Source organism: Pseudomonas sp. S2_F07 (assembly GCF_054668325.1).
The window spans coordinates 536360-562144 of the sequence record NZ_CP162758.1; the positions used below are offsets into that span (position 1 = coordinate 536360).

Here is a 25785-nt window from a genome sequence, read left to right on the forward strand (position 1 = left end):
GATTAAAAGAAGTCGCTCTGTATGAAACCAAAATCCATCAATTCGGCATCTTTGACCGGGTTGAAGTTATCCATCTTGTTCTTGGCTGTCAGCGGTTCCGGTGGGCTGCGTAAGGCATTGGTCTTGTCGTAACCAGGGCCGACGATGGCGAAGATAATGCCATTCCAGCCTTTGACAAAGTCATCATGGGAGTAGCGTTTGTGACCGAGTACCGGGTCGCCGATATAGACCCAGCTCTTGTCCGCCCGCTGCAACACCACGAAGTGCTTGTAGCCGCGAATTTCCATCAACACCACCACTGGAATCGTCACGGCTTCGAGTCTTTCCGGCGGGATCCTGTAGCCCCGGGCGCGCATGCCGATGCGTTCTATGTAGCGCTTCATGTCCAGCATGGAAAAACCCTGGGTACGCACAAGGTCCTGGTCTGCGGTGACCAGCATGCCTTTGATGATGTGCTCCTCATCGACGTCGAGCCAATAGGCCTGGCGCAGTATCGTTGCCAGCGCGGCGGCGCCGCAGCTGAAATCGGTTTTCTGTTCGACGATGTCGCTGAACTTGCGCTCGCGCAAACTCTGTACGTGCTTGTACACCAGCACGCCACCCGGCAGGGCGGCAACCGGCATCTGTGCAGCCTGGGTCAGGCCAGACAGGCAGAGCAGGGCGAAAAGGACAGTCTTACGCATGATCGATACGCCTTGGGACTGTGGGAAAGCCCCGTCGCCGGGGCTTTCATTGCAATCGCGATTACAGACAGGACTTGCAGCCCGCGGAGATGGACAGCGAGTTGTTTTGCTGGTTGCCCACGCCAGACGATACGTTCGCTCCGCCGTTGCCGGAGAAGTTGTTCATCGAGCCCGTTATCGAAGCGTTGTTGGTTACCGGGGGTTTCCAGCCCTCAGGCGTCATCACTTGTTGAGTGGTTACGCCCGCCAGACCGAATACACCCACGGCTACGAAATCAGTCGTGTTGCCGTTGTTGGTGACGTTCAGCCCGGACGTGCTTTGGTTGGCCGCCGCCGCCGCTTGCGCTACACGACCGCCCGCAACGGCAATCGCCAGATTGTTTTTCTGTTGGTTGAAGTCGCCGGTGGTCACGTTGATGCCGATGTTGCCGGAACCGCTGTTACCTGCGTTGTTGAGCGTTGTGTTGTTGGTGTTGGAGTGGTTCCTGGCGGCGTTGCCGGCGCTCTTCTGATTCGCACTGGAGACGGCGACCGCGGTGCCGAAGATGAAGCTTTCGTCAGCTGTGGCAAGGGCGGCGGCGTTGTCTTGCTGGTTGCCGTTACCGGCTGCAACGTTGGCGCCCATGTTGCCGTTGGAGTTGTTCAGGGAGTTATCGATTTTGGCGTCGTTCCTGGTGTCCCGGTTCAATACGCTGCTGTCACTGCTTTCCTGCGAGTCCATCACGACGGCCCCGGCGCCTGCTGTAATCTGCAGAATCTGTTCCAGCGTCGGGCCTTTGGGCTGGTGGTTGTTGCCATGCGCATTGCTCTGGCCGTTGCCTTGATCATCATCAAGACCGCCTGCTTGTGCTGCGAATGCCATCACTGCCGCCAGAGCGAAAGCCAGAGGTTTGAGAGCAGTTGTCGGGTTCATGGTGTTTCTCCGTGCTCATTAGTTGGTCAAGTGTTGGTTCGTCCTTAATCGCACTGTATCGGGGTCAGTCAGCGACCCGGATGCTCAAGGTGTTAGCCATTCGGTTCCCCACCCCGGCACTCTGGTTCACCTGGATCACTCCGCGGCTGCCGGTGAAGGCCTGGTCGCTTGTCACGACCTGGCGACTGCCGTTTGGGGTACCAGTTGCTCCCGAGTTCGGTAACAACGCCACGTTCTGTTGAGAAAGGGCACTATCGTCGATGGCTTGCGGTGCAGCGCTGATGCTGATGCGCATGGCATTGGCCATCTGGTTGTTCGCCCCGGCACCCTGGTTGACACCCAGTACGCCGTTGCCATTACTGAAGGAGGGTCCGCCAATAGTGGCCGTCGCATCCATCGACGGATTGGCGGGCGTGGTGATTTTCTGCCGGACGCTGGTGGTTGCACCGGCATTCGTACCAATGGCGATCGCGCGGACGTTGGTTTGCTGCTGCTGATCGCCTGCCGCCTGGTTGACGTTGAAGTTTCCGCGATATTGAGTAGCAGAATCCTGGAGGGTGGCGTTGTTCACCGAACTGACGCCCGGATCGGCCATCACGCCGGTGCAGCCGAACAGGGCAAGTAAAAGCAGGGACCGACTCATCTCATTGGCCTCCCGCCATTCTGCCCAGTGAGCCGAGGCCGCTGCTCATGGCGCGGTTGACGGTTCCGGAAATCGCGCTGCCACTGCCACCGCCGTGGCCGACAGACATGCCGGGCATACCATTGGGGTTGGTAACGGCGTTGATCCCTTGCAGGCCACCCAGGCTTTGTCCGTTGCTGTGGCGAAGGGCTGTTCCGGTGGAGACCCCGGCAATGTCCGCGTCGCTGAGTTCGCCGGTGACGCGGGCCGATGGGTTGGCATTGAGGGTGTTGGGGTTCGGATCTCTGCCGCCGCTGCGACCGATAGGGGTTGGGTGAATGGTGCGGTCAAGAACGATGACGCCGTTGCCTTCGGCTAGAACGTCAAAACTGAAAAGCGTGCCTGCAGCGCTCGCGATCAGCAGCAGGCACGCCAAGACTCTTTTATCGAATATCCACACGACGTTCTTACCTTCTCATGCAGGCTGGCTCTGGTCGGCTTTATGAAGGTAAGAGCGAAAGCTGTGCCGGTTTTTGATTATCTCGTTGATTCAATGGCTTATGGATATTGTCCGGATAGCTTTTGCCAAGAATGTTTCAAAGGTGAGACGAAACCCTGCGCAGGTAGCCCTTAATTGCGGGTAAACCGTTCTAAAGCAAGGGTTTCAGGGGCGTTGTATCACCGGCTTGACAAATCCGATGATCAAACGACGAGGGACGCTGAAATGGGCGGTTTGAGGCAAGGAGAGTGTTTCAGGATCGGACACTTTCCCTCGGAGCAGGGGGGATGGTGGGGGAATTACCCCGGACGCCACTCAGGCGTCGAGCAATCGGGTCACGGCATGCAGTGCCAGGGATCGGCGTTCGGCCCAATCTCCGTGCAGTACTTGAACCGGTTGTGCGTGGCGCTCCAGCCAGGCCAGGGTCTGCTCGAAAAATGCCTGGCGCTCACTCAATCGGGGCTGGCAACGCTGGCCGTCATCCGTCCATTCGACGTGTTCCGGCGACAGCAGCAAGTGCAAGTCGTAATGCCGGGCCAATAGCGCTTGCTCGATCCAGGGGGGGCAGTCGCCAAACAGGGTTTGGCTCCAGAGGACATTGCTCAGCAGGTGCGTGTCGAGGATGAGCAAAGACGGTTGTTGCGCCCGTGCTTCGTCCTCCCACGCCAATTGACCGCGGGCGATGTCCGGAATGTCGGCCAAGGTGGTGTCCCGCGGATTCTGCTCGATGAACCAACGCACATACTCGTCGACCAGAACCCCGCCGAAACGCTGTTGCAATTCGGCCGCCAACCAGCTTTTACCGCTGGATTCCGGGCCTGTGAGTACCAGCACTTTCATGCGCGCAATGCCGGATCGGCGCGCCATTGGCGCCAGCCCTGCACGGCGATAACGGCGAACAGCCCGTACAGGGTGGCGGTCAGGTACAGGTCCTTATAGATGAACAGCCCGACGAAAATCACATCCAGGGCTATCCATAGCGGCCAGCACTGGACACGTTTTTGCGCCATCCAGACCTGCGCCACCAGGCTGAATCCGGTCAGCGCCGCATCGAGCCAGGGTTGTGCTGCGTCGGTCCAGTGGGCCATGGCTGCCCCCAGTAACAGGCTGCCGAGTGCGCCGATGGCCAGGCTCAACGCCACGGAGCGTGAGTTGAGCCAACTGACTTCGCGGCCATGGGTCGTTTCGCCAGCCCGCGTCCACTGCCACCAGCCGTAAAGCTGCAAGGCGGCATAGATGACTTGCAGCAGCATGTCCGAATACAGCTTCACCTCAAAAAAGATCCAGCTATAGAGCAGCACCATGACCAGACCGATGGGCCAGCACCAGGGGTTCTGTTTGACCGTCAGCCAGACGGCAATGACACCGAGGGCGGCGGCAAACAGTTCAAGCCCGGACATGGAGGCTCCTTGGGGAAATCGAAGAGGGGACCGATTGTAACCGGATTGGCGTCGGGAATCCCGTGGCGCACGGGTGTACTTCATTGGTGCGCGATAACGCGGCAGCGCCAAGCGGACTTGTCTGATAGGATTTCGGCCCCGCGCGGGTAAACCCTGATCAGGATTGTTTTTTCACAGGATTTTGACGGTGCTGTGGTGATCCTTGACAGGCGGGGCTTCAGCTACGCTGATCGCAATTCAAGCTTTGGAAAAATACTAACGGGGCATGCCGGCGCGCATAGCCTTTTGGGGGATTGATGGATCTTTGGACCGCCTTTCAGGCATTGATTCTTGGGGTTGTAGAAGGGCTGACCGAGTTTTTGCCCATTTCCAGTACCGGCCACCAGATCATCGTGGCCGACATGCTCGGCTTCGGGGGCGAGCGGGCGATGGCGTTCAACATCATTATCCAGCTGGGTGCCATCCTGGCTGTAGTATGGGAGTTTCGACGCAAGATCTTCGACGTGGTCATCGGCCTGCCGACCCAGCCGGGCGCCCGGCGGTTTACCGCGAACCTGTTGATCGCGTTCTTGCCGGCCGTGGTGTTGGGCGTGATCTTCGCTGACCTGATCCACGAATACCTGTTCAATCCGATCACCGTGGCAGCGGCGCTGGTCGTGGGCGGGTTCATCATGTTGTGGGCCGAGCGCCGCCAGCATGAAGTCCACGCCGAAACGGTGGATGACATTACCTGGAAAGACGCCCTGAAAGTCGGCTTCGCCCAATGCCTGGCGATGATTCCGGGTACTTCGCGTTCGGGCTCGACGATCATCGGCGGGTTACTGTTCGGCCTGTCGCGCAAGACCGCTACCGAGTTCTCGTTCTTCCTGGCGATGCCGACCATGGTCGGCGCGGCGGTGTACTCGGGCTATAAATACCGTCACCTGTTTGTCCCGTCTGATTTCCCGGTGTTCGCGATCGGTTTCGTCACGGCGTTCGTCTTCGCGATGATCGCGGTCCGCGGGCTGCTCAAGTTCATCGCCAACCATAGCTATGCGGCGTTTGCCTGGTATCGCATTGTGTTCGGCCTGATCATCCTGGCGACCTGGCAGTTCGGCTGGGTCGACTGGAGCGCGGTCAAGCCGTGAGTGACTCAAGCTCGCGCAATAACCCCGGGCGCCAGCCCGGGGGACATATCCGTCATCCACGGCTGAAGTGGCTGGTGTTTGCAATCCTGTGCGCATTGCCGCTGTCGGGTTCGGTGTCGTCATGGCTGCACGGGGTGTCGCTGATTCCCCTGGCGGCCTACGGCATCGTCAGCGTCGTGACGTTTTTCCTGTACTGGAGCGACAAGCGCAAGGCCCGCGCCGAGCAATGGCGTACGCCGGAGAATGTCCTGCATGCGCTGGAACTCGCCGGAGGCTGGCCCGGTGCCTTGCTGGCCCAGCAAGCGTTCCGGCACAAAACCCGCAAAGTCTCGTACCAGTTGGTGCTCTGGATCATCGTGCTCATGCACCAGGTGTTCTGGATCGACCACCTGTTCCTCGGCGCACACCTGTTCGCCTTGTTCTGATCAACAACGCCTTATAGCAACAGGCTGACTTGAGTGCGCTTTGGCAGCCTGCTGACCACCAATTGGTGGGAACGCTGTAGCAGTCCCTGTAGTTCTTCGCTGCCGAGCGGGTAGGGCGTTTCCATGATGATCCACTGGGCGCGCGCCAGATAAGGCGCCGGATGAATCCCCGGGCGGTCGCAATGACCGAGAAACAGATCCTTGTCGACCTTGAAGGCCAGGGAGTCACCCCGCAGGCCCTGCAAGGCGAACATCTTGTTCCCGGCAATCGAAAACACCCGCACGCCGCCCCATTTATAGTCTTCGCGCGCTCCGGGCAGGCTAAGGCAGAATTTCGCGACATCCTCTTCGCTCATCCGTGCGGTTTTCATAACAATCGTTCCCCACAGGCATTGAATGACTCAACCAGATGGTCAATCCAGGCGCGTACCGCCGGCATGACTCCGCGTCGATGAGGATAGACCGCTTGCAGCCAGCCACCGGGCAACGACCAGTCGGGCAACAACTGCACCAGCGAACCGTTTGCCAGTTCCTGCTCGCAATACATCATGGGCAGCATGGTGAAGCCCAGGCCGGAGAGGGTGCTGGCCTTGCGCACGATAAAGTCATCGATGCCCAGCCGGGCCTCGAGCGCCAGTTCACAACTTTTGCCTTTTTGATCCAGCAGGCGGATGTGCACCAGGCGGTCGGCTTCCAGGGCACCGAGCACCGGCAGGCTTTTCAGATCTTCGGGATGGTTGATCTCACGGCCAAGCAGGAAGCCGGGACTGGCGACCATCAGCATCTGCGCCTGACGCAGGCGGCGAGTGACCAGCAGCGGGTCTTCGTCTCCCAGTTCCCGCACACGCAGGGCTACGTCGATGCCTTCGTTCACCAGGTCGACCCGGCGGTTGAGCAACATCACCTCCAGCTGGACTTGCGGAAACCGTTCCAGAAAGTCGCTGATCACCCCCGGCAATATTTCGTGGGCCAGCCCGACGGGGCAGGACACCCGCAAGCGTCCGCGGGGCTCGCTGGACATGCTGGCCACGGCTTCGTCGGCCATTTCCGCCTCCAGCAGCATCGCCTGGCAGTGCCTGAGGTAACGTTCACCGACGGCCGTCAGCTTCAGTTGTCGGGTGGTGCGTTGCAGTAATCGTGCGCCAAGACGTTCTTCCAGTTCGGCGATGCGCCGTGACAATCGGGACTTGGGGATGCCCAGCAAACGCCCGGCTGCGGCGAATCCCCCGGCTTCCACGACTTTGGCAAAGTAATACAGGTCGTTGAGGTCTTGCATGATGTGAATCCGATTGTTCTATCTGTGGGACGAACTATCGCATTGTTAGCGTCTAATCAGCTATTGGTTTCGTGTGTAGGATTAGTCCCATCAGATCGCCCTTGTGGGCGATCCTCACTTGGAGATCCCACATGAAATTGCTGCATATCGATTCGAGCATCCTGGGCGACAACTCGGCTTCCCGTCAGTTGAGCGGCGAAGTCGTCAAGGCCTGGCAAGCCGCCGAGCCAACCGCCGTGGTGACCTACCGTGACCTGGCCGCCGACGCCATCAGCCATTTCTCCGCCACCACCCTGGTCGCCGCCGGCACCACCGCTGAACTGCGCAACGCGGCACAACAGCACGAAGCCGAACTGAGCGCCTCGACCCTGGCCGAATTCCTGGCTGCCGATGCCGTGGTGATTGCCGCACCGATGTACAACTTCACCATCCCGACTCAACTCAAAGCCTGGATCGACCGCATCGCCGTTGCCGGCCAGACCTTCCGTTACACCGAAGCCGGCCCTGAAGGCCTGTGCGGCGGCAAGAAAGTCGTGATCGTCTCGACTTCCGGTGGCATGCACGCCGGCCAGGCGACCGGTGTTGCCCACGAAGAGTATTTGAAGGTGCTGTTCGGTTTCATCGGCATCACCGATATCGAAATCGTGCGTGCCGAAGGACTGTCTTACGGTGACGACGTACGCAACAAGGCCATGAGCGCTGCCCACGCACAAATCAGCGAGCAATTGTTCGCCGCAGCGTAAGGCTTGCGTAAAAGTAGGCAGCCGTTCAGGTAAAGCCCCAAAAACTCTGTATTCTGGTTACGCAAGTACCAGTTGCGGAGTTTTTTGTTTCTGGTCGTTTCAGGCTGTGGCCCGACTTATGCAGTCCAGGGTGTACGTCTCAAGTCCGGTAACAAGGTGGGGCATCCATGATGCGTCTTTGTGCAGCTTTACTGATTTGCCTGCTAAGCAGCCTGAATACAGTGCACGCCGCACCAGCACCGCATCCTCACTGGAGCGTCGGCTTCCATGAGATGACTTTTCTCGACCCGCTGGACCTGCAGCCGATGCGGGCCATCGCCTTCTATCCTTCCAGTGATCGGGAGCACACCAGCAAGCTTGAGGGTTACACCGTCGAAGCCGGGGAGGACACCAAGGTCGCCATCGGCCGGTTCCCGATGCTGATGCTGTCCCACGGCAACACCGGTACTCCCCTGGCCCTGCACGACCTTGCCACGTCGCTGGCGCGCAAAGGCTTTGTCGTGGTGGCGGTGATTCACCCCGGTGACAACTCCGGGGATCACAGCCGACTCGGTACTTTGAGTAACCTGTATGGCCGGCCGATCCAGATCTCCGAAGCCATTACCGCGACCTTGGGCGACCCTATGCTGTCGCCGTTCGTCAATGCCAACCAGGTAGGGGTCATCGGTTACTCGGCCGGTGGTGAGACTGCATTGATCCTGTCCGGCGCGACCCCGGACCTGGATCGTCTGCGCCGATACTGCCAGGAGCGCCCGGACGACCGCGATGCGTGCAACACCCAGGGCGAATTGATTGTCGACCGCGACGACCTGCAACCGGTGGCTGATCCTCGCGTCCACGCCTTGATGCTGATGGCGCCGTTGAGCCTGAAGTTCGGCCGCCACACCCTGGCCGATGTGCATGTGCCGGTGCTGCTCTACAGCGGCGATGGCGACAAGTTGGTGGCTGTCGACAAGAACGCCGCGGCACTGGCGCGTAAACTGCCGACCGCGCCGGACTTCAAACTGCTGGCCGGGGCAGGGCACTTCGTCTTCATGGCGCCGTGCAATGACGAGCAGATCGTGATCATGCCCGCGCTGTGCACCGATGCCGATGGCGTCGACCGGCAAGACATTCACCGCAATCTGATCGCTGAAGCCGGAAGCTTTTTCTCGCGCACCCTGGGCAGAGCAACCCGGGCCGGGATGCAGACCGCCGATCAATAGATCCCTTTGTAGGAGCTGCCGAAGGCTGCGATCTTTTGATTTTAAGATCAAAAGATCGCAGCCTTCGGCAGCTCCTACAGGGATTCAAGCCATGGCGCGGTGTTTCAACAGCAGGGTCAGCCCCAACCCCGTCACCGACAACAACGCCGCACTGAAGAAAATCCACGCATAACCCAGGTTCAACGCCACTGCGCCCATCAACGGGCCGGCGATGGCCAGCGCCAGGTCGAAAAACACAGCATAAGCACTCAGGCCTGCGCCCCGGCTGGAGTTGGGGACCTGTTTGATGGCCTCGACACCCAGCGCCGGATACACCAGGGACAGGCCAAATCCGGTCAGGCCGGCACCAATGAGCGCGTAACCGGTCGACGGTGCCAGCCACAGCAGCACCAGGCCAACGGTCTCAATGCACATGCAGGCAATGGCCGAGGTGAACCCGCCGAAACGGCTGATGGCGGAAATGAACAGCAGTCGCGACAGAATGAAACACGCGCCAAACACCGTCAGGCAGTAGGCCGCGCCGGACCAACCGCGATTGACGTAGTACAAGGTGATAAAGGTCGTCAGGGTGCCATAGCCAATGGACGCCAGGCTCAGGCTCGCGCCAAACGGCGCAATGCGTCCGAACACCGCCCAAAACGGCAAGCGTTCACCGCGCACCACCGGCACCGAGGGCTTGTTGCGAATCAACAGCAGTGCAACCAGGGCCAGCAGCGACAAGGCAATGCCCAGGCTGGCGTAACCCAGTTGTTGCACCATGACCACGCCCAGCGGCGCGCCAATGGCAATCGCCCCATAGGATGCGATGCCGTTCCAGGAAATCGACCGCGCAGTATGCTCGGCGCCCACCTGGCCCATGCACCAACTGATGGTGCCGACGCCGATCAACCCTTGGGCGATCCCCAGCAACAGGCGCCCGGCGATCAGGATCAGCAGGCTGAGCAAGGGAAAACCTTGCAACAGGGTCGACAGCCAGGTCAGCACGCCGCTGAGCACAATCCCGCACAAGCCATAGATGATTGCGCGCTTGGTACCAACGCTGTCGGACATCCGCCCGGCCATGGGGCGGCTGAGCAGGGTGGCGAGGTATTGCGAGCCGATCGTCAACCCGGCCACGATGGCGCTGAACCCGAGTTGTTCATGGACATAACCCGGCAAAACGGCAATCGGCAATCCGATGCAGAGGAAGGCAATGAAGGTATAGAAGACGATAGAGACGATCTGCAGGGTGATCGCCATGGAGCTTTGCGCAGGCACTTGCGGCACAGACATGAGGGCTCGTTCGCGGGCGGCGGTGGGAGACCTGCATCATGGCGCGGTGTCGGGATAAAAGAAAGCAGGCTAACTACTTTTGCCGTGACATTATCACTGTTCCTCATGGCCTCTTCGCGAGCAAGCCCTCTCCCACAGGGGAACGCATTCCAAATGTGGGAGCGGGCTTGCTCGCGAAGGATTCTCCACCCAGAAAATCCCACCCATGAAACGCAAAAAGCCCCGTCACATGGACGGGGCTTTTCACTTGAGGCTTGCAGCTAAAGGCTTGTAGCTACCTTTAGAACACCACACCCTGGCTGCGCAGGTAGTCGTCGTAGGTGCCGCTGAAGTCGGTCACGCCGTTAGGGCTCAACTCGATGATGCGGGTGGCCAGGGACGATACGAACTCACGGTCGTGGCTGACGAAGATCAGCGTGCCCGGGTAGTTTTCCAGCGCCAGGTTCAGCGCTTCGATCGATTCCATGTCCAGGTGGTTGGTCGGTTCGTCCATCACCAGTACGTTCGGCTTTTGCAGGATCAGCTTGCCGAACAGCATGCGGCCTTGCTCACCACCGGAGATGACCTTGACTGACTTGAGGATTTCGTCGTTGGAGAACAGCATGCGGCCCAAAGTGCCGCGAATGATCTGCTCGCCCTGAGTCCACTGGCCCATCCAGTCGAACAGGCTGACGTCGTCTTCGAAGTCATGGGCGTGGTCCTGGGCGTAGTAGCCCAGTTCCGCGCTTTCAGTCCACTTCACGGAACCGGCGTCCGGGGTCAGTTCGCCCATCAGGGTGCGCAGCAGGGTGGTCTTGCCGATACCGTTCGGGCCGATGATCGCCACACGCTCGCCGGCTTCGACGGTGAAGCTGAAGTTCTTGAACAGGGTCTTGCCGTCGAAGCCCTTGGACATCTGCTCGATGGTCACGGCCTGGCGGTGCAGCTTCTTGGTCTGTTCGAAGCGGATGAACGGGCTCACGCGGCTCGATGGCTTGACTTCGGCCAGCTGGATCTTGTCGATCTGCTTGGCGCGGGAAGTGGCCTGCTTGGCTTTCGAGGCGTTGGCCGAGAAGCGGCTGACGAAGGTTTGCAGTTCGGAGATCTGGGCTTTCTTCTTGGCGTTGTCCGACAGCAGTTGCTCGCGGGACTGGGTCGCCGCCGTCATGTACTCGTCGTAGTTGCCCGGGAACAGGCGCAGCTCGCCGTAGTCCAGGTCAGCCATGTGGGTGCAGACGCTGTTGAGGAAGTGACGGTCGTGGGAAATGATGATCATGGTGCTGTTACGCGCCTTGAGGATCGTTTCCAGCCAGCGAATGGTGTTGATGTCCAGGTGGTTGGTCGGTTCGTCGAGCAACAGCACTTCAGGATCGGAGAACAGTGCCTGGGCCAGCAATACCCGCAGTTTCCAGCCTGGAGCCACTTCGGACATCGGGCCGAAATGCTGTTCCAGGGGGATACCCAGGCCCAGCAGCAGTTCACCGGCGCGGGATTCAGCGGTGTAGCCGTCCATCTCTGCGAATTCGGTTTCCAGCTCGGCCACGGCCATGCCGTCCGCTTCGCTCATTTCCGGCAGCGAATAGATGCGGTCGCGCTCGGCCTTGACCTTCCACAGCTCTTCGTGACCCATGATCACGGTGTCGATCACGGTGAATTCTTCGTAGGCGAACTGGTCCTGGCGCAATTTACCCAGGCGCACGTTCGGCTCCAGCATGACCTGGCCGCCGGACGGCTCGAGGTCATTGCCGAGAATCTTCATGAAGGTCGACTTGCCGCAACCGTTGGCGCCGATCAGACCGTAACGGTTGCCACCGTTGAATTTGACCGAGACGTTTTCGAAGAGCGGCTTGGCGCCGAACTGCATCGTGATGTTAGCTGTAGAAATCAAAGGTTTTTCCTGCGAAGCATTCAGAGTAGCTAGGGGTGCGGCAGTACCGGTTCAGTACCCGTTCCACTGTCCGGACCCGGGGACATTCATCCCGATCGGCAGTGGAAGATCCATCTGGCATCAAGTGGACAGCAGCATGTGGCGCGCCTGGCCCGAGTCAATGTGCGCTGAAAGGGGGATTTTCCCGCTCTCAACCTGGGGGCGCGTAAAGTTTGGCGGCGATTGTACTGGTCTGGCTCTTTAAACGATAGGGCGATGAGGCCTATGCAACGCTTTGACGGTTTTTGCGGACACATTTTCACAGTTACAGGTTAACTATTGGTTACAAACTGTGGCTAAAATGCCATCTAACAGCTGAACGGTGACCAATCGGCGTAGCTGGATGGCGCCAAGGGGCCGCTGTTTCGTATTCAACCGCTGCACAAGACCCGGGGACCGGCATGCCGGTAAAGGGCGCAGTTTGTATACTTCCGACCTGTGACGATTTCCGTGAAACTGATCATTGCCGTTATTTACATTGTCTCTATTGCGTACGTCCACCTGCGTGGCCGAGTGCGCCACAAGCTGGGCCGCCAGTTGAGTGATCACTCGACGTTCCTGGCGCCGATCAACTGCTTTCTTTATCTGTTCTCGAAAATCCCCAACAAGCCGTATCTCGATCCGGCTGATTTTCCCGACCTGAGCCCCTTGCAGGCACATTGGGAAGAAATTCGCGTCGAAGGCCAGAACTTGCTTCACGCCGGCGAGATCAAGCGTTCGAACCAATACGATGACGTCGGTTTCAACTCGTTTTTCAAGACCGGCTGGAAGCGCTTTTATCTCAAGTGGTATGGCGATAGCCACCCGTCGGCCATGAAGCTCTGCCCGCGCACCACCGAACTGGTGCAGGGCATCGGCTCGATCAAGGCGGCGATGTTCGCCGAGTTGCCACCGGGCTCCAGACTGGTGCGCCACCGCGACCCGTATGCCGGTTCGTACCGTTATCATCTCGGGCTGGACACACCCAACGCCGAAGGTTGCTACATCAATGTCGATGGTCAGAACTACCATTGGCGTGATGGCGAAGCGGTGATGTTCGATGAGACCTACATTCATTACGCAGAGAACACCACGCCACACAATCGCATCATCCTGTTCTGCGACGTCGAACGGCCCATGAAGTATCGGTGGGCGGCGGCTTTCAATCGCTGGTTCAGCCGTAATGTCATGTCGGCGGCAGGTGCACCGAACGAGGACGGAGACCACACCGGCGGGCTCAACCGGCTGTTCAGCAAGGTCTACAAGGTGCGCCTGCGCGCCAAGGAACTGAAAAAGCGCAACCGCAAGCTTTACTACCTGCAGAAGTGGTCGATCTTTGCCGGGTTGCTGGCGGTCTTCATTCTTATCTGATTTTCGGTGTGGCGTACCTGGGCTTCGCGAGCCTGCTCGCGAAGAAGCCGGGACATCCAGCGGATCACTTACTGACTTTCTTCCTGGCAACCGGTTTGCTGCCCGGCTTCGGCCTGGCCGCTGCTTTACCGGCACCTTTGCTGCCGAGGCTGCGCTTGAGCAGTTCGGTCAGGTCAATGACATCCGCCGTTTTGCGCTCCTCTTCATCAGAAGCGGTTTCGACGTCTTCGATCTTGCCTTCACGGGCCTTTTTGTCCACCAGGGCCATGATCTTGTCCTCAAAGCCGTCCCGATAGTCATCCGGCGTCCACTCGGCACTCATGTCCTCCACCAGGCGCCTGGCCATGTCCCGTTCGCCCTTGGCCAGTTCGGGGCTGGTCACTTCGCTGCCCAGCGCCAGTTCATCGAGACTTCGCACCTCGGCCGGCCAGCGCAGCATCACCAGGACCAGCGCGGACTCCAAAGGCATCAGCGCGGCCAGGTGCTGGCGGGTATGCAAGACCACGCGGGCGAGGGCAACCTTGCCGGTTTTGGTCAGGGTTTCGCGCAGCAGTGCATAGACTTTGCCGCCGCGCTTGTCGGGGGCCAGGTAGTAAGGCGTGTCGATGTTCTGCAAGGGAATCTGCTTGCCGTCGACAAAGGAAAAAATGTCGATGGTCTGGGTCGAGAGTGGGTGAGCGGAACGGATCTCCTCTTCACTGAGCAGCACGTACCGGCCCTTTTCGTATTGCACGCCCTTGACGATGTGCTCCCTGGTGACCTCCTTGCCCGTGACTTTGTTGACCCGCTTGTAGCCCACCGGGTCCATGCTGCGGCTGTCGAGCCAGTCGAAATCGACGCCTCGGGAGGACGTTGCCGAGACCAGCGCCACGGGGATGTGCACCAGTCCGAAGCTGATTGCGCCTTTCCAGATTGCCCGTGCCATGGTCGTCTACTCGCAGGTGATGTTCAGGTGACCTGCGGTCCTGGGCAAAAGTTTCTGTGGGCTGCGCGCCGGCTCCCTGGCGGGATCAACCGGGGTGCAACCTCTTGCCGGGGAGTTTTTGGTTAACAAATCCGAACCTCGGGCGTAGCGTGGTATCGAAGTCCTTATCCACGCGGACGCAGAGAGGCACCCCATGAACCGATACGTGTCTGGCGCCATTGCACTGGCCTTGAGTGGCATATTGGGCCCCTTGGTCCAGGCCGACGACCCTGCTTCGTTGCAGTTGGCCCAGAACCTGCCGGGCAGCACCAGCAACAATCCTTACAACAGCCCGATCCGGCGGGCCAATCCCAACAGTATGCAAGGCACTCAACCCAGCGCCCCGGCCATTCGCGGACCCAATACCGTGCCGGTCCCGCGCCCGCCGACGCTGGACAACGGTGGCATCGGTAATCGCTATCCCGACCGGACAGCGCCCGCCAGCCCACCGAAATTCATTCCCAATCCACCCCCACGAGACACCGGCACCAGCAACCGTTGAGTGGCAGGCGTGACGTCTACCCGCTACTTTTCACCAAGTCTCATTTCCATCAGAAAAGGAATCCTGCATGTTGCGTAAAAACCTGTTGGCAACCCTCTGTGCCAGCGTACTGATTAGCGCCGGCCCTGTGCTTTCCGCGCCGGCCCAGACGATGAAAAGCGAAGACGGCACCCTTGAGGTCACCCCCGTCGTGACGGGGCTGGAGCACCCCTGGGCCCTGGCATTCCTGCCGGATAGCAAAGGCATGCTGGTGACCGAAAGGCCCGGCAATCTGCGACTGGTGACCGCCGAAGGCAAGTTGTCCGCACCGCTCAATGGCGTACCCACGGTCTGGGCCAAAGGGCAGGGTGGATTGCTCGACGTGGCACTGTCACCCGACTTCAAGCAGGACCGGATGGTCTATCTGTCCTATGCCGAAGGTGGCGGCCAGGGCGGCAAGGCCGGCACGGCGGTGGGCCGTGGCCGGCTCTCCGACGATATGACGGCACTCAAGGATTTCCAGGTGATCCTGCGTCAGGAGCCCAAGCTCTCGGTCGGCAACCATTTTGGCTCGCGGCTGGTGTTTGATCGCGACGGCTATCTGTTCGTGACCCTGGGGGAAAACAACGACCGCCCGACCGCCCAGGACCTCGACAAGCTGCAAGGCAAAGTGGTACGCATCTACCCGGATGGCACGGTGCCCAAGGACAACCCCTTTGTCGGCCAGGCCAACGTACGGCCGGAGATCTGGTCCTACGGGCAGCGTAACCCGCAAGGCGCGGCGCTCAACCCGTGGAACGGCACGCTGTGGGAAAACGAACACGGCCCTCTGGGCGGTGATGAAGTCAACATCATCGAGCGCGGCAAGAATTACGGCTGGCCGCTGGCGACCCATGGCATCAATTACTCCGGTCAACCGATTCCCGAAGCCAAGGGTGAGACCGCTGAAGGTACCGTTGCCCCGAATCATGTCTGGGAAAAATCCCCGGGCCTGAGTGGCATGGCGTTCTACGATGCCGATCGTTTCAAGGCCTGGCAGCGCAACGTGTTTATCGGAGCGCTGATCAGCCAGGAACTGATCCGCCTGGAGTTCGATGGCGACAAGGTGATCCACGAGGAGCGCTTGCTCGGGGATTTTAAAAAACGCATCCGCGATGTGCGACAGGGGCCGGACGGCTATTTGTATGTTTTGACTGATGAGGAGAACGGTGGGTTGTATAAGGTGGGTTTGAAGTTGCTGGCTGACTAAGATATCTGAAAACTTGCCATTGACTTGCCATCAACCCCCGGCTAATTTCGAACCATGACTTCCACCGTATTGCGCTGCCAGCCAAGCATTATTACCGCCATTCCTCATTTGGCGGGCTAGCTCACGACTGCAGCACCCAACCCGCCCTGGAGGCGGGTTTTTACTTTCTGTCTCCCGGGCCCCGAACAATGTCAGGAGACAACCATGAGTTTTACGACCGACCAGCAAAGCCTGCTTGGACACTACGTCAAAAAAATCCTTGCCGCGCCGGTGTATGAACTGGCCGTGCGCACGCCGTTGCAACCGGCACCTGCCTTGTCCGAAGCCTTGGGTAACCAGGTCCTGCTCAAGCGCGAAGACCTGCAACCGACCTTTTCCTTCAAAATCCGCGGCGCCTACAACAAGCTGGTGCACTTGAGCGAGGCGCAAAAGGCTCGTGGCGTGGTCACCGCTTCTGCTGGTAATCATGCCCAAGGCGTGGCCCTGGCCGCGCGGGAGTTGGGCATCAGCGCCACCATCGTCATGCCCTGCACGACGCCGCAACTGAAAGTCATCGGGGTGCGCAGTCGCGGCGCCGAGGCGGTGTTGCACGGCGAAAGCTTTCCGTTCGCACTGGCTTATGCGCTGGATTTGGCCGAGGAAACCGGTCGCACCTTTGTATCGCCCTTCGACGACCCGGAGGTGATCGCGGGGCAAGGCACGGTGGCCATGGAGATCCTGCGCCAGCATCAGGGGCCGCTTGATGCGATCTTCGTTCCGGTAGGTGGCGGCGGGCTGATCGCGGGTATCGCCGCTTACGTGAAGTACCTGCGGCCGGAAGTTCGCATCATTGGCGTCGAGTCGGAACATTCCGCGTGCCTGCAAGCGGCGATGCATGCCGGCGAACGGGCCGTGCTGCCAAGCGTAGGTACCTTCGCCGATGGGGTGGCGGTGGCGCAGATCGGCGCATACGGTTTTGAGGTTTGCCGGTTTTGCGTCGATGACGTGGTGACGGTCAGCAACGATGAGCTTTGCGCCGCGATCAAGAATATCTACGACGATACCCGCTCGATCACCGAACCTTCCGGTGCGCTCGCCGTCGCCGGGATCAAGAAATACGTCGCGCAAACCGGTGCCTTGGGGCAGACCCTGGTGGCGATCGACTCGGGTGCCAATATCAACTTCGACAGCCTGGGGCATGTGGCCGAGCGCGCCAAGAGGGGCTGCAGTATGCCGTCGTAATACTGAAGGATGAACACTGTACCTGTGGCGAGGGAGCTTGCTCCCGCTGGGGCGCGAAGCGACCCCAAAACTGCGACTGCTGCGCAGTCCAACGGAAGCAAGCTTCCTCGCCACAGGTTACTTATTGCACTTTCAATATCTCTTAAGCGAACAGCATTACACCGGATGGCCGGGTTATTCCTGAACGGCTTTCTCGACCTTGGTCGACGCCGACCAGATCCGATAGCGCACTTCGATGTCCTTGGGCACGTACAGCACGAGCGGCAGTTTGCTGTTGTAACGCAGCAGGAAGCCGTCACCGACCACCGGTACAAAACCCTGCTTGCTCGTGCCCGCCGGGCAGGCCATCAGCGTGCTCATCGGGCCAATGACTTTTTCCAGGCGATAGAACGGATAGCCCCAGCCCTCGAGGTTCTTCTCCTCGAGAATGCCACCCAGACGCGGGTTGTTGCAGTCGACGGTCATCGTCTTGCCGGCCAGGATCTCGACCTGGAAGTCGTTTTCCCGGGGCTGTGGCGCGAGGTGAATCACCTGGCGGGTAAACCCGCTTTCGGCCTTCGCAAAGGGTGCGGTGTCTTCGAGTTTGGCGGCATGCGCCACCCCGGCAAGCCCCAGTGCGAATAGCGCTGTGCAAGCGTTAACGGTCAAAGAATTCATGATGCCTCCTTGCTTGAAGTGAAGGGCGGCATTTTCACTGTCGTGCGCAGTGAATGCAAACCCGGGACATCCGGTGTGCAATATGCAGGGGCGCCAGGGTCTATAATTGTAAATTGCATGACAGGTTTTACAGGTAACTCGCCCGGACCCTTGAATTACCGATGAGCTGCACAACGAAGTTCAGGGTATGTTTTATGCTGTAGCTGTCCTTGAAGCTTGCCGGGATTTCAAATGAGCAAGCATCGGTTGTCAGGCAGTCTCACAAAGGAGGGAGTCGCCATGTTTCTTTCTGCCTTGGAAATTCGCAACATCATCGAAAGCAGTTTTCTGCCCAAGCGCTGCCAGTGCACGCTGTCACCGGATCTCTCGATGACCGTCAAGGTCTATGCAGACGGGCAAACCGATCAGCTCGATCTATTGGTCACCGGTATCGATGCCTCCGGGCTCAATGGTTGTCGGGAAATCAACGAGTTGATTGCCCAACTGCGTTCCAGGCAGCATCACGTCGAGGTCGAACCGCATTCCAGGCTGGGCAATGCACTCTAGCTTGCTGTTTCGGGTTCCACGGACACGCGCCGGGTCTGGAAGAACGCCAGGCCCAGCGCCAGTTCAAATCCGACCGCCAGTAGAATCCCCGGCCCGACATGGCCACTGAGCCATTCGGCAAAACCCAGCACGGCCAATCCCCAGCTGCCGACGACGAAGCCGAGGCTCAGGGCATTGCGGGTTGCGCAAGGGGGCGCGTTGCGAACCAGAAAAGAGAACACGCTCAACGCCCCAAACAGCACGGCGGTGCGTCGCGCGACCAATCCCACCGCGAATGAAAACTCGATGTCCCAGAACGACAACAACCATTGCGGTGTCAGGCCCCAGACCAGGCTCAGCAAAAGACATAAGGCTGCGGTAAACATCGACAGTGCGCGAAACGACAACTGCATGGCTAATCCTTGCGGGCAGAGAGGGGGGGCGCTAAAGCATAGCGCCGCAACCCTCAAAGGAATACCGCCAAGTACCAAATCAGACCTTTCAGTCAGCCCTGGTTCTCGCAAGCGTCAGAAAGTTTACGGTAGGAAATTTCTGCGAGTTTCCCCGTGTCATCGATGTACTTCATTTCGGCCTTCACCACTTTGCACTCCAGGGTGTCCGGCTCGGTCAGTGAAATCACTTTGCTGACATGCAATGGCATGCCGTAGTGATAGGGCACGGCTTGGGAGGTTGTGGTGTCAGTGGCCTGAGCCAGGCCGGCAAACGCGGCGCAGCCGAGGGCGGCGGTAACCAGCAGGGTGCGAGTGTTCATCAGGGATCTCCGGTGCGGACGGAATGTCAGTTCGATATGTCGCTGGTCGAACTTGCCGCACTGGGCGTCAGAACAGTCTGAGGGCGTGCGGTCCAGTGAAGTGTTGGATCGCACGGTTAAGCGAGGGTTAACCCGGCTGAACGCCGCCTGTCGCGGGTGCGCGATCCTGTGTATCAGTTAAGACCATCGGGGGCCTGATGGAAAGGCATCGCGAACAAGGCTGGACACAAATGCTGTGAACGACCCGCAACCCTGTGGGAGCGAGCTTGCTCGCGATGAGGACGTCAGTGTCAGTGCAAATCCAACTGCTGCCGATAAGGCAAATCCGGCCCGGTCTTGCTGCACGTCAGCGCCGCAGCCTGCACCGCGAACTTCAGCATGCTGTCGATCTGTTCGCGGCCAAGTTGCTTCACGCCCTCTATCGAGTCCAGTTGCTGTTCGGTCAACCAGGTAATCAGCGCCGCCTGAAAGGTATCGCCCGCGCCCACGGTGTCGGCGATTTTTACCGCAGACGCAGGAGTCGACCACGAGCCGTGAGCCCGGCTGAACACGCTCGCACCTTCGCCACCCCGGGTCAGGAAGACCAGCTGGCAGCGATGCTGCAACCAGCCTTCGATCATCTGTGCCGGGTCCTGGCCGGGGTACAGCAGATGCAGGTCTTCGTCGCTGACCTTGATCAGGTCGGCCAGCTCCACCAGCGTCGCGATCCGGTTACGCCACAGGTCGATGTCCGGCTGCGGGTTCAGGCGCACGTTCGGGTCGAGGCTGATCAGGCGCTTGCCGCTTTCCCGGCGCGCCAATGCCAATAGCGTGTCGGCAATCGGCTGCACCACCAGGGAAAACGAGCCAATATGCAGGCCGCGTACTTCAGGCCCGAGCGCTGGCAGGTGCTCCGGTTGCAATTGTCGATCCGCGCAGCCTTCGCCACGGAAGCTGTACTGCGGCGAACCATTGGCCCCCACGGCGACCATCGCCAGAGTGGTCGGCGCGGCAAAATCCAGCAGGTAGTCCTGGCGCACGCCTTCATCTTGCAAGACTTGCAGCAGGCGCCGGCCCAGGTAGTCGGTGGACAACCCGGCCAACAGCGCCGCGTCCACGCCCAATCGGCGCAAGCCCACCGCCACATTGAACGGCGAGCCACCGGCAATGGCCTTGAAATTCACTTTGGACGCCTGCCCACTGGCGTCGTTTTCACTGAAAAAATCGAACAGCGCTTCGCCACACACCAGGTACATAGTTTGTTCACTCTTTAATTAGGGTTGCGACTTGCTGTCGATAGCGTTCATACGCCTGCTGGCAGGCTTGTACATTGTCGGCGACGGGCGGGGTTTCACTGGCCGGGTCGAGTTTTACGCAGCGCTTGCACCATTGCGCCAGGCTGTCTTCGCGACCGTTTGCCCGGGATACGCACCAAGCCGCTTGAATTGCCGCACCCAAGGCTGCGGCCTCGCTTTGTTCGGTGCAGATCACCGGCGTATTCATGGTGTCGGCGACAATTTGCCGCCAGACCGCACTTTTTGACCCGCCGCCAATCAGCCGAATGCTGCGGCTTTGTAAGCCATTGTGGCGCAGCAGGTCCAGTCCGTAACGCAAACCGAAGGTCGTGCCCTCGACCACCGCGCGGCACAGGTTGGCCCGGGTCAGGTTGGTCATGGTCAGGCCCGACAGGCTGGCGCTGGCATGGGGCAGGGCAGGCACCCGCTCACCGTTGAAGAACGGCAGCATGCACACTCCGTCGGCACCGATCGGCGCCTGGGCAACCAGCTCGTTGAACTGATCGATGTCGAGGTCCAGCAGGTCACGAATCAGGCCGGTGGCATTGGTCAGGTTCATGGTGCAGATCAATGGCAACCAGCCGCCGCTTGAAGAGCAGAAGGTGGCGACCGCTGCATCTGCGGCAATGTTCGGCTGATCGGCATAGGCGTACACCGTGCCCGACGAGCCGAGGCTCATGGTGATTGCACCGGGCTGGATGTTGCCGGTGCCGATGGCCCCCATCATGTTGTCCCCACCACCGCTGGACACCAGTGCCTGGGGGTTGATGCCCAGGTGTTCGGCAATGCCTGGCAGAATGGTGCCGACCGCCTGGTGGGCATCGATCAATTCCGGCAACGCCGCTTGCAGGCGTCCGCTGGGGTCGATGTCACGCAACAATTGCACATCCCACTGGCGCGTACGCACATTGAAGTACCCGGTGCCCGAGGCATCGCCGTATTCGCTGCAACTGCGGCCGGTCAGCCAATGGTTGAGGTAATCGTGGGGCAGCAGGATGCGGGCGATCCGGGAGAACACCTCGGGATGCTGCTCTTTGGTCCATAACAGCTTGGATACGGTGTAGCCCGGCGCGATGACCACGCCGAGGCGCTCCAGAGAACCCTTTTCACCGCCCAAGTGGGCCAGCAGTCGGTCATTCTCCGCGGTGGTTTCGGTATCGCACCAGAGTTTCGCCGGTCGCAATACCTGCCCCTGTTCATCGAGCAGCACCAGGCCGTGTTGCTGGCCGGAGACGCCAATGCCGAGAATAGACTGGCCATCGACTTTGGCCGCGAGCAAGGCGCGGCGGGTGGCGGTGGCGAAGGCTTCCAGCCACTGTTGGGTGTCCTGTTCGCGGCGGCCATCGGGGCCGCTGATCAGGCTGTGGCTGGCGACTCCCTGGCCGAGCACATCACCACTGCCCGCGTCGAGGATGATGGCTTTGGTGCCCTGGGTGCCGCAGTCGATGCCGAGGAAGCGTTGTCGGGTTGTCATGCAAGATCCTTGGTCGTCATCTCGATACAAGTCTGGATTCAGTATCCCTGGTGCCTGTCCGGCCGCCTTCGCGAGCAAGCTCGCTCCCACAGTCGATTTGTAGTGAACACCGAATTTGTGTTCGACAGCGCTTCAGTGTGGGAGCGGGCTTGCTCGCGAAGACGGACTCAGACTCACCGCCACATTTATGCCAACACTCGTTCCAGAGTCCGCGACACCCCAACCTCACGCAAACTGTTGCAGCACCACTCGAACGCCGCGACAAACTCCGGCGAGCGCGCAATGGCCGTACCAAAAATCTCCTCGACCGCCAGCAAACGCTGGGTAATCAACACATCATCGGCCACCAGCGCCTGGCAGAATGCCGCCCGTGGATCCGCAATCGCGTAGGTCTCGCCATGCTCATCCACGCCCTTGAGGTACAGCGCCCACGCCGCCACCACCAACGCCGCGCGGCGGGTCTCGCGGCCATCGGCGATCAAGCGGTTGATGGTCGGTACGGTGAATTTCGGAAACTTCGACGAGCCGTCCGAACACACCCGTTCAAGCTGGTCGGCAATCGCCTGATTGGAGAAGCGCGCCACCAGGGTGTTCTTGTACTCGGTCAGGTCGATTCCTGGCACCGCCGGCAGCTGTGGCGTCACGTCCAGATCCATGTAGGTGCGCATGTAGCGCACGAACAGCGGGTCGTTCATGGTCTCGTGGACGAAGCGGTAACCCTTGAGGAACCCCAGGTAGGTCAGCGCCAGATGACTGCCGTTGAGCAGCTTGATCTTCATTTCTTCGTAGGGCGTGACGTCGTCGGTGAATTGCACGCCGACCTTTTCCCAGGCCGGGCGACCGTTGACGAACCGGTCTTCCAGCACCCACTGCGTGAAGGGTTCGCAAACCACCGGCCAGGTATCGTCCACGCCATGCAGGTCCGCCAATTGCAGGCGATGAGGAGTGCTGGTCATCGGCGTGATGCGGTCGACCATGGCGTTGGGGAAACTGACGTTGGCGTCGATCCAGTCGCGCAACTGGCTGTCGTGCAAGGCGGCGAAGGCCAGCAGGGCCTTGCGGGTGACGGCGCCGTTGTGGGGCAGGTTATCGCAGGACATCAGGGTGAAGGCCGCTGTGCCAGTGGCGCGGCGCCTGGCCAGTGCGGCACAGAGGAAACCGAACACGGTTTTCGGTGCATCCGGGTGCGCCAGGTCATGCTGGATCTGCGGCAAGTGCGCCATGAACTCGCCGCTGCTGTCGTCGATGCAGTAACCGCCTTCGGTAATGGTCAGCGAGACGATGCGAATCTCGGGGCAGGCCAGTTTGTCGATCACCGCCTGGGCACCGTCCTCGGCCAGCAGCATGTCGCGGATGGCGCCGATTACCCGCACTTCGGTGTCGTCGCTATCGCCGAGTTCGAACAGGGTGAACAGGTAGTCCTGGTCCTTGAGATCGTCACGGGCTCGGCGGTCTTCAGCGCGCAGGCCGACACCGCAGATGGCCCAGTCCAGGCCTTCGCCGGTATTCATCAGGGCGTCGGTGTAGTACGCCTGATGGGCACGGTGGAAACCGCCGACGCCGATGTGCGCGATGCCTTGGCGGGTCTCGCCCAGGGCGTATGCGGGCAGGGCCACTTCAGGGGCGAGGCGGCTGAGGTTTTGTTTGTTCAGTTTCATCGCAGGCTCTCTGAAATCAGGCAGCAACGCGCAACGGACGGGTCAACGCCACGCCGTCGACATCGAATAAATGGCAGTGTTGCGCATCCAGATGCAGGCTCAGGGTTTCACCGTAGCGGCTGGCCAGATCGCCGCGAACACGCAGGGTCAGGGCTTCGCCGGATGCTGTGCGGACGTGGCAGAAGGTGTCGCTGCCCAGGCGTTCACTGACATCGGCGGTGACCTGCAAGGTGCAGTCGCCGGGTTTGGCCAGTTCCAGATGCTCCGGGCGAATGCCCAGTGTCACTGCACTCCCGACGCTCAGGTGCCTGCCGCTCAAGGGCAGGCTGATGCGGGTCCCGGCGTCCAGTTGCACTTCACAGCCCTTATTGTCGACGCGGGTGACCTTGCCTTTGAGGAAGCCCATTTTCGGCGTGCCCAGGAAACCGGCGACGAACAGGTTGGCCGGCTGGTGATAGAGGTCCAGTGGCGAGCCGACTTGCTCGATCTTGCCGCCATTGAGTACGACCACTTTGTCGGCCATGGTCATGGCTTCGACCTGATCGTGAGTCACGTAGATCATCGTGGCTTGCAGTTCCTTGTGCAGGCGCAACAGTTCCAGGCGCATCTGCACCCGCAGGGCGGCATCGAGGTTGGACAACGGTTCGTCGAACAGGAAGATTTTCGGGTTGCGCACGATGGCCCGGCCAATCGCCACGCGCTGGCGCTGGCCACCGGACAGTTGCTTGGGCTTGCGCTCCAGCATCGGCCCCAGTTCGAGGATGCGCGCCGCTTCACCAACCTTTTTCTCCACTTCGGTTTTCGCCACGCCGGCCAGGTCGAGGGCGAACGACATGTTCTTGCGCACGCTCATGTGCGGGTACAGGGCGTAGGTCTGGAACACCATCGCCAGGTCGCGCTTGGCCGGGCTGACTTCGGTGATGTCGCGGCCGTCGAGTTCGATGGTGCCGCCGCTGACTTCCTCCAGCCCGGCGATAAGCCGCAGCAGTGTGGATTTGCCGCAGCCCGAGGGGCCGACGAAGACCACGAACTCCTTGTCGTTCACTTCAAGGTCGATACCCTTGATGATGGAAAAGCCTTCGAAGCCTTTTTGCAGATTCTTGATTTTCAGGTTGGCCATGATGATGGGCCTCCGTTTGTTGTTTTTTTAGATCAAAAGATCGCAGCCTTCGGCAGCTCCTACACAGAGCCCCCAAGCACCGCGCCCCCCCTGTAGGAGCTGCCGCAGGCTGCGATCTTTTGCTTTTGATTCATTTCACGGCGCCGAACGACAGGCCGCGCACCAGTTGTTTCTGGCTGATCCAGCCGAAGATCAGGATCGGCGCACAGGCCAGGGTCGACACCGCTGACAACTTGGCCCAGAACAACCCTTCGGGGCTGGAGTAGGACGCGATCAATGCAGTGAGCGGCGCGGCTTTCGACGAGGTCAGGTTCAGCGACCAGAAGGCCTCGTTCCAGCACAGGATCAGCGACAGCAGTACCGTGGATGCCAGGCCGCCCTTGGCGATGGGCAGCAACACGCGGAGCATCTCCTGGGCCAGCGTTGCGCCGTCCAGTCGTGCGGCTTCGAGGATGTCCCCGGGGATGTCCTTGAAGTAGGTGTAAATCATCCAGACCACGATCGGCAGGTTGATCAGCGTGTAGATCACGATCAGCGCGATCCGCGTGTCGAGCAGGCCGAAACTCTTGGCCAGCAGATAGATCGGCATCAGCACGCCCACTGGAGGCAGCATCTTGGTCGAGAGCATCCACAGCAGCGTGCCCCTGGTGCGCCGGGTTTCATAGAACGCCATGGAGTAGGCCGCCGGCACCGCGATCAGCAGGCACAGGGCGGTGGCGCTGAAGGAAATCACCACCGAGTTCCAGGCGAAACTGAAATAGTCGCTGCGCTCGTTGATGTGCAGGTAGTTCTCCAGCGTCGGCATGAAGATGAACTGCGGCGGCGTGGCGAAGGCATCGATTTCGGTCTTGAAACTGGTCAGCACCATCCAGAAGATCGGGAAGAAAATCACGATGGCGATGGCCCAGGCCAATGTACCGAGCAGCAGGCTTTGCAAACGACGGGATTGTTGAAGAGTCATGGCAGGCC

The 25785-nt window shown here is 60.1% G+C and carries 28 protein-coding genes; 9 read left to right on the top strand and 19 right to left on the bottom strand.

Translation table 11 applies throughout. The features are described from left to right. Positions 1-2: 2 nt before the first annotated feature. The 6 genes from AB4O40_RS02350 to pnuC form a co-directional block, all read right to left on the bottom strand. The gene (locus AB4O40_RS02350) at positions 3-683 is read right to left on the bottom strand and encodes a C39 family peptidase (protein ID WP_056724633.1); all 681 of its coding nucleotides are present in this window, start codon (positions 681-683) and stop codon (positions 3-5) included. Positions 684-744: 61 nt separating this feature from the next. Continuing rightward, positions 745-1596, bottom strand: coding sequence for a heme utilization protein (locus AB4O40_RS02355; RefSeq protein WP_460056339.1), 852 nt, complete (start codon positions 1594-1596; stop codon positions 745-747). A 64-nt stretch (positions 1597-1660) separates the two neighbouring features. After that, positions 1661-2239 (bottom strand): adhesin, encoded by a 579-nt coding sequence (locus AB4O40_RS02360; RefSeq protein ID WP_460056336.1) that lies wholly within the window; start codon positions 2237-2239, stop codon positions 1661-1663. A 1-nt stretch (position 2240) separates the two neighbouring features. Beyond that, positions 2241-2678, bottom strand: a complete 438-nt coding sequence (locus AB4O40_RS02365) for a hypothetical protein (RefSeq protein ID WP_460056333.1) — start codon at positions 2676-2678, stop codon at positions 2241-2243. A 354-nt stretch (positions 2679-3032) separates the two neighbouring features. Further along, complete coding sequence (locus tag AB4O40_RS02370; protein WP_056724641.1) at positions 3033-3557, bottom strand: AAA family ATPase; 525 nt, start codon at positions 3555-3557, stop codon at positions 3033-3035. Then, a complete protein-coding gene (pnuC, locus tag AB4O40_RS02375; RefSeq protein WP_056724643.1) occupies positions 3554-4117 on the bottom strand; it encodes a nicotinamide riboside transporter PnuC in 564 nt (187 codons plus the stop codon). The genes AB4O40_RS02370 and pnuC overlap by 4 nt, the downstream gene beginning before the upstream one ends. 296 nt (positions 4118-4413) lie before the next feature. Here pnuC and AB4O40_RS02380 point away from each other — a divergent pair, with 296 nt between their 5' ends. After that, positions 4414-5244: an undecaprenyl-diphosphate phosphatase gene (locus tag AB4O40_RS02380; RefSeq protein ID WP_056724645.1), complete on the top strand. Its 831-nt coding sequence runs from the start codon at positions 4414-4416 to the stop codon at positions 5242-5244. Further along, a complete protein-coding gene (locus tag AB4O40_RS02385) occupies positions 5241-5669 on the top strand; it encodes a DUF1294 domain-containing protein (RefSeq protein ID WP_056724647.1) in 429 nt (142 codons plus the stop codon). Before AB4O40_RS02380 ends, AB4O40_RS02385 begins: the two co-directional genes overlap by 4 nt. A gap of 11 nt (positions 5670-5680) precedes the next feature. On the opposite strand, the gene AB4O40_RS02390 is transcribed toward AB4O40_RS02385, so the two are convergent. After that, entirely contained in the window at positions 5681-6040 is a 360-nt protein-coding gene (locus AB4O40_RS02390; protein WP_056724649.1) for an MmcQ/YjbR family DNA-binding protein, read from the bottom strand. Next, positions 6037-6945: a LysR substrate-binding domain-containing protein gene (locus AB4O40_RS02395; protein ID WP_056724651.1), complete on the bottom strand. Its 909-nt coding sequence runs from the start codon at positions 6943-6945 to the stop codon at positions 6037-6039. Before AB4O40_RS02395 ends, AB4O40_RS02390 begins: the two co-directional genes overlap by 4 nt. A 131-nt stretch (positions 6946-7076) precedes the next feature. Here AB4O40_RS02395 and AB4O40_RS02400 point away from each other — a divergent pair, with 131 nt between their 5' ends. Together AB4O40_RS02400 and AB4O40_RS02405 are read left to right on the top strand one after the other, a co-directional pair. Continuing rightward, a complete protein-coding gene (locus tag AB4O40_RS02400; RefSeq protein WP_056724653.1) occupies positions 7077-7688 on the top strand; it encodes an FMN-dependent NADH-azoreductase in 612 nt (203 codons plus the stop codon). A gap of 167 nt (positions 7689-7855) precedes the next feature. Beyond that, positions 7856-8893 carry an alpha/beta hydrolase family protein gene (locus tag AB4O40_RS02405; RefSeq protein ID WP_460056327.1) on the top strand — a complete coding sequence of 346 codons (1038 nt, stop codon included), beginning with the start codon at positions 7856-7858 and terminating at the stop codon, positions 8891-8893. 84 nt (positions 8894-8977) lie between these two features. Here AB4O40_RS02405 and AB4O40_RS02410 read toward each other — a convergent pair whose 3' ends face one another. Further along, positions 8978-10165: an MFS transporter gene (locus tag AB4O40_RS02410; protein ID WP_056724657.1), complete on the bottom strand. Its 1188-nt coding sequence runs from the start codon at positions 10163-10165 to the stop codon at positions 8978-8980. A gap of 280 nt (positions 10166-10445) precedes the next feature. Next, complete coding sequence (locus AB4O40_RS02415; protein ID WP_056724659.1) at positions 10446-12032, bottom strand: ABC-F family ATPase; 1587 nt, start codon at positions 12030-12032, stop codon at positions 10446-10448. Positions 12033-12521: 489 nt separating this feature from the next. Between AB4O40_RS02415 and lpxO the strand changes: the two genes are divergently transcribed. Continuing rightward, positions 12522-13421: a lipid A hydroxylase LpxO gene (gene lpxO / locus AB4O40_RS02420; RefSeq protein ID WP_056724661.1), complete on the top strand. Its 900-nt coding sequence runs from the start codon at positions 12522-12524 to the stop codon at positions 13419-13421. Between the two features lie 64 nt (positions 13422-13485). On the opposite strand, the gene ku is transcribed toward lpxO, so the two are convergent. Next, positions 13486-14346, bottom strand: coding sequence for a non-homologous end joining protein Ku (ku, locus tag AB4O40_RS02425; RefSeq protein ID WP_460154654.1), 861 nt, complete (start codon positions 14344-14346; stop codon positions 13486-13488). A 193-nt stretch (positions 14347-14539) separates the two neighbouring features. On the opposite strand from ku, the gene AB4O40_RS02430 reads away from it, so the two are divergent. The 3 genes from AB4O40_RS02430 (at position 14540) to ilvA (ending at position 17336) form a co-directional block, all read left to right on the top strand. Further along, positions 14540-14887 carry a hypothetical protein gene (locus AB4O40_RS02430; RefSeq protein ID WP_056724664.1) on the top strand — a complete coding sequence of 116 codons (348 nt, stop codon included), beginning with the start codon at positions 14540-14542 and terminating at the stop codon, positions 14885-14887. Positions 14888-14954: 67 nt separating this feature from the next. Then, on the top strand, positions 14955-16115 hold the full coding sequence (locus tag AB4O40_RS02435) for a PQQ-dependent sugar dehydrogenase (RefSeq protein ID WP_409079042.1): 1161 nt from the start codon (positions 14955-14957) through the stop codon (positions 16113-16115). A gap of 204 nt (positions 16116-16319) precedes the next feature. Beyond that, on the top strand, positions 16320-17336 hold the full coding sequence (ilvA, locus tag AB4O40_RS02440) for a threonine ammonia-lyase, biosynthetic (RefSeq protein WP_082562959.1): 1017 nt from the start codon (positions 16320-16322) through the stop codon (positions 17334-17336). 174 nt (positions 17337-17510) lie between these two features. Here ilvA and eco read toward each other — a convergent pair whose 3' ends face one another. Next, positions 17511-17993 carry a serine protease inhibitor ecotin gene (gene eco, locus AB4O40_RS02445; RefSeq protein WP_409079041.1) on the bottom strand — a complete coding sequence of 161 codons (483 nt, stop codon included), beginning with the start codon at positions 17991-17993 and terminating at the stop codon, positions 17511-17513. 279 nt (positions 17994-18272) lie between these two features. On the opposite strand from eco, the gene AB4O40_RS02450 reads away from it, so the two are divergent. Next, entirely contained in the window at positions 18273-18539 is a 267-nt protein-coding gene (locus AB4O40_RS02450; RefSeq protein WP_056724670.1) for a DUF1652 domain-containing protein, read from the top strand. Here AB4O40_RS02450 and AB4O40_RS02455 read toward each other — a convergent pair. From AB4O40_RS02455 to AB4O40_RS02485, 7 genes are all read right to left on the bottom strand, one after another. Next, positions 18536-18931 carry a hypothetical protein gene (locus AB4O40_RS02455; protein WP_056724672.1) on the bottom strand — a complete coding sequence of 132 codons (396 nt, stop codon included), beginning with the start codon at positions 18929-18931 and terminating at the stop codon, positions 18536-18538. The two genes, AB4O40_RS02450 and AB4O40_RS02455, sit on opposite strands and share 4 nt — an antisense overlap. 92 nt (positions 18932-19023) lie before the next feature. Then, positions 19024-19290 carry a DUF2790 domain-containing protein gene (locus AB4O40_RS02460; RefSeq protein ID WP_056724674.1) on the bottom strand — a complete coding sequence of 89 codons (267 nt, stop codon included), beginning with the start codon at positions 19288-19290 and terminating at the stop codon, positions 19024-19026. Positions 19291-19580: 290 nt separating this feature from the next. After that, positions 19581-20525 carry a carbohydrate kinase family protein gene (locus AB4O40_RS02465; protein WP_460056316.1) on the bottom strand — a complete coding sequence of 315 codons (945 nt, stop codon included), beginning with the start codon at positions 20523-20525 and terminating at the stop codon, positions 19581-19583. A gap of 7 nt (positions 20526-20532) precedes the next feature. Continuing rightward, a complete protein-coding gene (xylB, locus tag AB4O40_RS02470) occupies positions 20533-22038 on the bottom strand; it encodes a xylulokinase (RefSeq protein ID WP_056724677.1) in 1506 nt (501 codons plus the stop codon). Between the two features lie 185 nt (positions 22039-22223). Continuing rightward, complete coding sequence (locus AB4O40_RS02475; protein WP_460056313.1) at positions 22224-23696, bottom strand: mannitol dehydrogenase family protein; 1473 nt, start codon at positions 23694-23696, stop codon at positions 22224-22226. A 16-nt stretch (positions 23697-23712) separates the two neighbouring features. Further along, positions 23713-24816: an ABC transporter ATP-binding protein gene (locus AB4O40_RS02480; RefSeq protein WP_409079036.1), complete on the bottom strand. Its 1104-nt coding sequence runs from the start codon at positions 24814-24816 to the stop codon at positions 23713-23715. 130 nt (positions 24817-24946) lie between these two features. Beyond that, positions 24947-25777 (bottom strand): carbohydrate ABC transporter permease, encoded by an 831-nt coding sequence (locus tag AB4O40_RS02485; protein ID WP_460056309.1) that lies wholly within the window; start codon positions 25775-25777, stop codon positions 24947-24949. Positions 25778-25785 lie beyond the last annotated feature (8 nt).

Coding starts and splice junctions, on each gene's coding strand:
- AB4O40_RS02350 (WP_056724633.1), bottom strand. CDS start 683: ATGCGTAAGACTGTCCTTTTCGCCCTGCTCTGCCTGTCTGGCCTGACC.
- AB4O40_RS02355 (WP_460056339.1), bottom strand. CDS start 1,596: ATGAACCCGACAACTGCTCTCAAACCTCTGGCTTTCGCTCTGGCGGCA.
- AB4O40_RS02360 (WP_460056336.1), bottom strand. CDS start 2,239: ATGAGTCGGTCCCTGCTTTTACTTGCCCTGTTCGGCTGCACCGGCGTG.
- AB4O40_RS02370 (WP_056724641.1), bottom strand. CDS start 3,557: ATGAAAGTGCTGGTACTCACAGGCCCGGAATCCAGCGGTAAAAGCTGG.
- pnuC (WP_056724643.1), bottom strand. CDS start 4,117: ATGTCCGGGCTTGAACTGTTTGCCGCCGCCCTCGGTGTCATTGCCGTC.
- AB4O40_RS02380 (WP_056724645.1), top strand. CDS start 4,414: ATGGATCTTTGGACCGCCTTTCAGGCATTGATTCTTGGGGTTGTAGAA.
- AB4O40_RS02390 (WP_056724649.1), bottom strand. CDS start 6,040: ATGAAAACCGCACGGATGAGCGAAGAGGATGTCGCGAAATTCTGCCTT.
- AB4O40_RS02395 (WP_056724651.1), bottom strand. CDS start 6,945: ATGCAAGACCTCAACGACCTGTATTACTTTGCCAAAGTCGTGGAAGCC.
- AB4O40_RS02400 (WP_056724653.1), top strand. CDS start 7,077: ATGAAATTGCTGCATATCGATTCGAGCATCCTGGGCGACAACTCGGCT.
- AB4O40_RS02405 (WP_460056327.1), top strand. CDS start 7,856: ATGATGCGTCTTTGTGCAGCTTTACTGATTTGCCTGCTAAGCAGCCTG.
- AB4O40_RS02410 (WP_056724657.1), bottom strand. CDS start 10,165: ATGTCTGTGCCGCAAGTGCCTGCGCAAAGCTCCATGGCGATCACCCTG.
- ku (WP_460154654.1), bottom strand. CDS start 14,346: ATGGCACGGGCAATCTGGAAAGGCGCAATCAGCTTCGGACTGGTGCAC.
- AB4O40_RS02430 (WP_056724664.1), top strand. CDS start 14,540: ATGAACCGATACGTGTCTGGCGCCATTGCACTGGCCTTGAGTGGCATA.
- AB4O40_RS02435 (WP_409079042.1), top strand. CDS start 14,955: ATGTTGCGTAAAAACCTGTTGGCAACCCTCTGTGCCAGCGTACTGATT.
- ilvA (WP_082562959.1), top strand. CDS start 16,320: ATGAGTTTTACGACCGACCAGCAAAGCCTGCTTGGACACTACGTCAAA.
- eco (WP_409079041.1), bottom strand. CDS start 17,993: ATGAATTCTTTGACCGTTAACGCTTGCACAGCGCTATTCGCACTGGGG.
- AB4O40_RS02450 (WP_056724670.1), top strand. CDS start 18,273: ATGTTTCTTTCTGCCTTGGAAATTCGCAACATCATCGAAAGCAGTTTT.
- AB4O40_RS02455 (WP_056724672.1), bottom strand. CDS start 18,931: ATGCAGTTGTCGTTTCGCGCACTGTCGATGTTTACCGCAGCCTTATGT.
- AB4O40_RS02460 (WP_056724674.1), bottom strand. CDS start 19,290: ATGAACACTCGCACCCTGCTGGTTACCGCCGCCCTCGGCTGCGCCGCG.
- AB4O40_RS02465 (WP_460056316.1), bottom strand. CDS start 20,525: ATGTACCTGGTGTGTGGCGAAGCGCTGTTCGATTTTTTCAGTGAAAAC.
- xylB (WP_056724677.1), bottom strand. CDS start 22,038: ATGACAACCCGACAACGCTTCCTCGGCATCGACTGCGGCACCCAGGGC.
- AB4O40_RS02475 (WP_460056313.1), bottom strand. CDS start 23,696: ATGAAACTGAACAAACAAAACCTCAGCCGCCTCGCCCCTGAAGTGGCC.
- AB4O40_RS02480 (WP_409079036.1), bottom strand. CDS start 24,816: ATGGCCAACCTGAAAATCAAGAATCTGCAAAAAGGCTTCGAAGGCTTT.
- AB4O40_RS02485 (WP_460056309.1), bottom strand. CDS start 25,777: ATGACTCTTCAACAATCCCGTCGTTTGCAAAGCCTGCTGCTCGGTACA.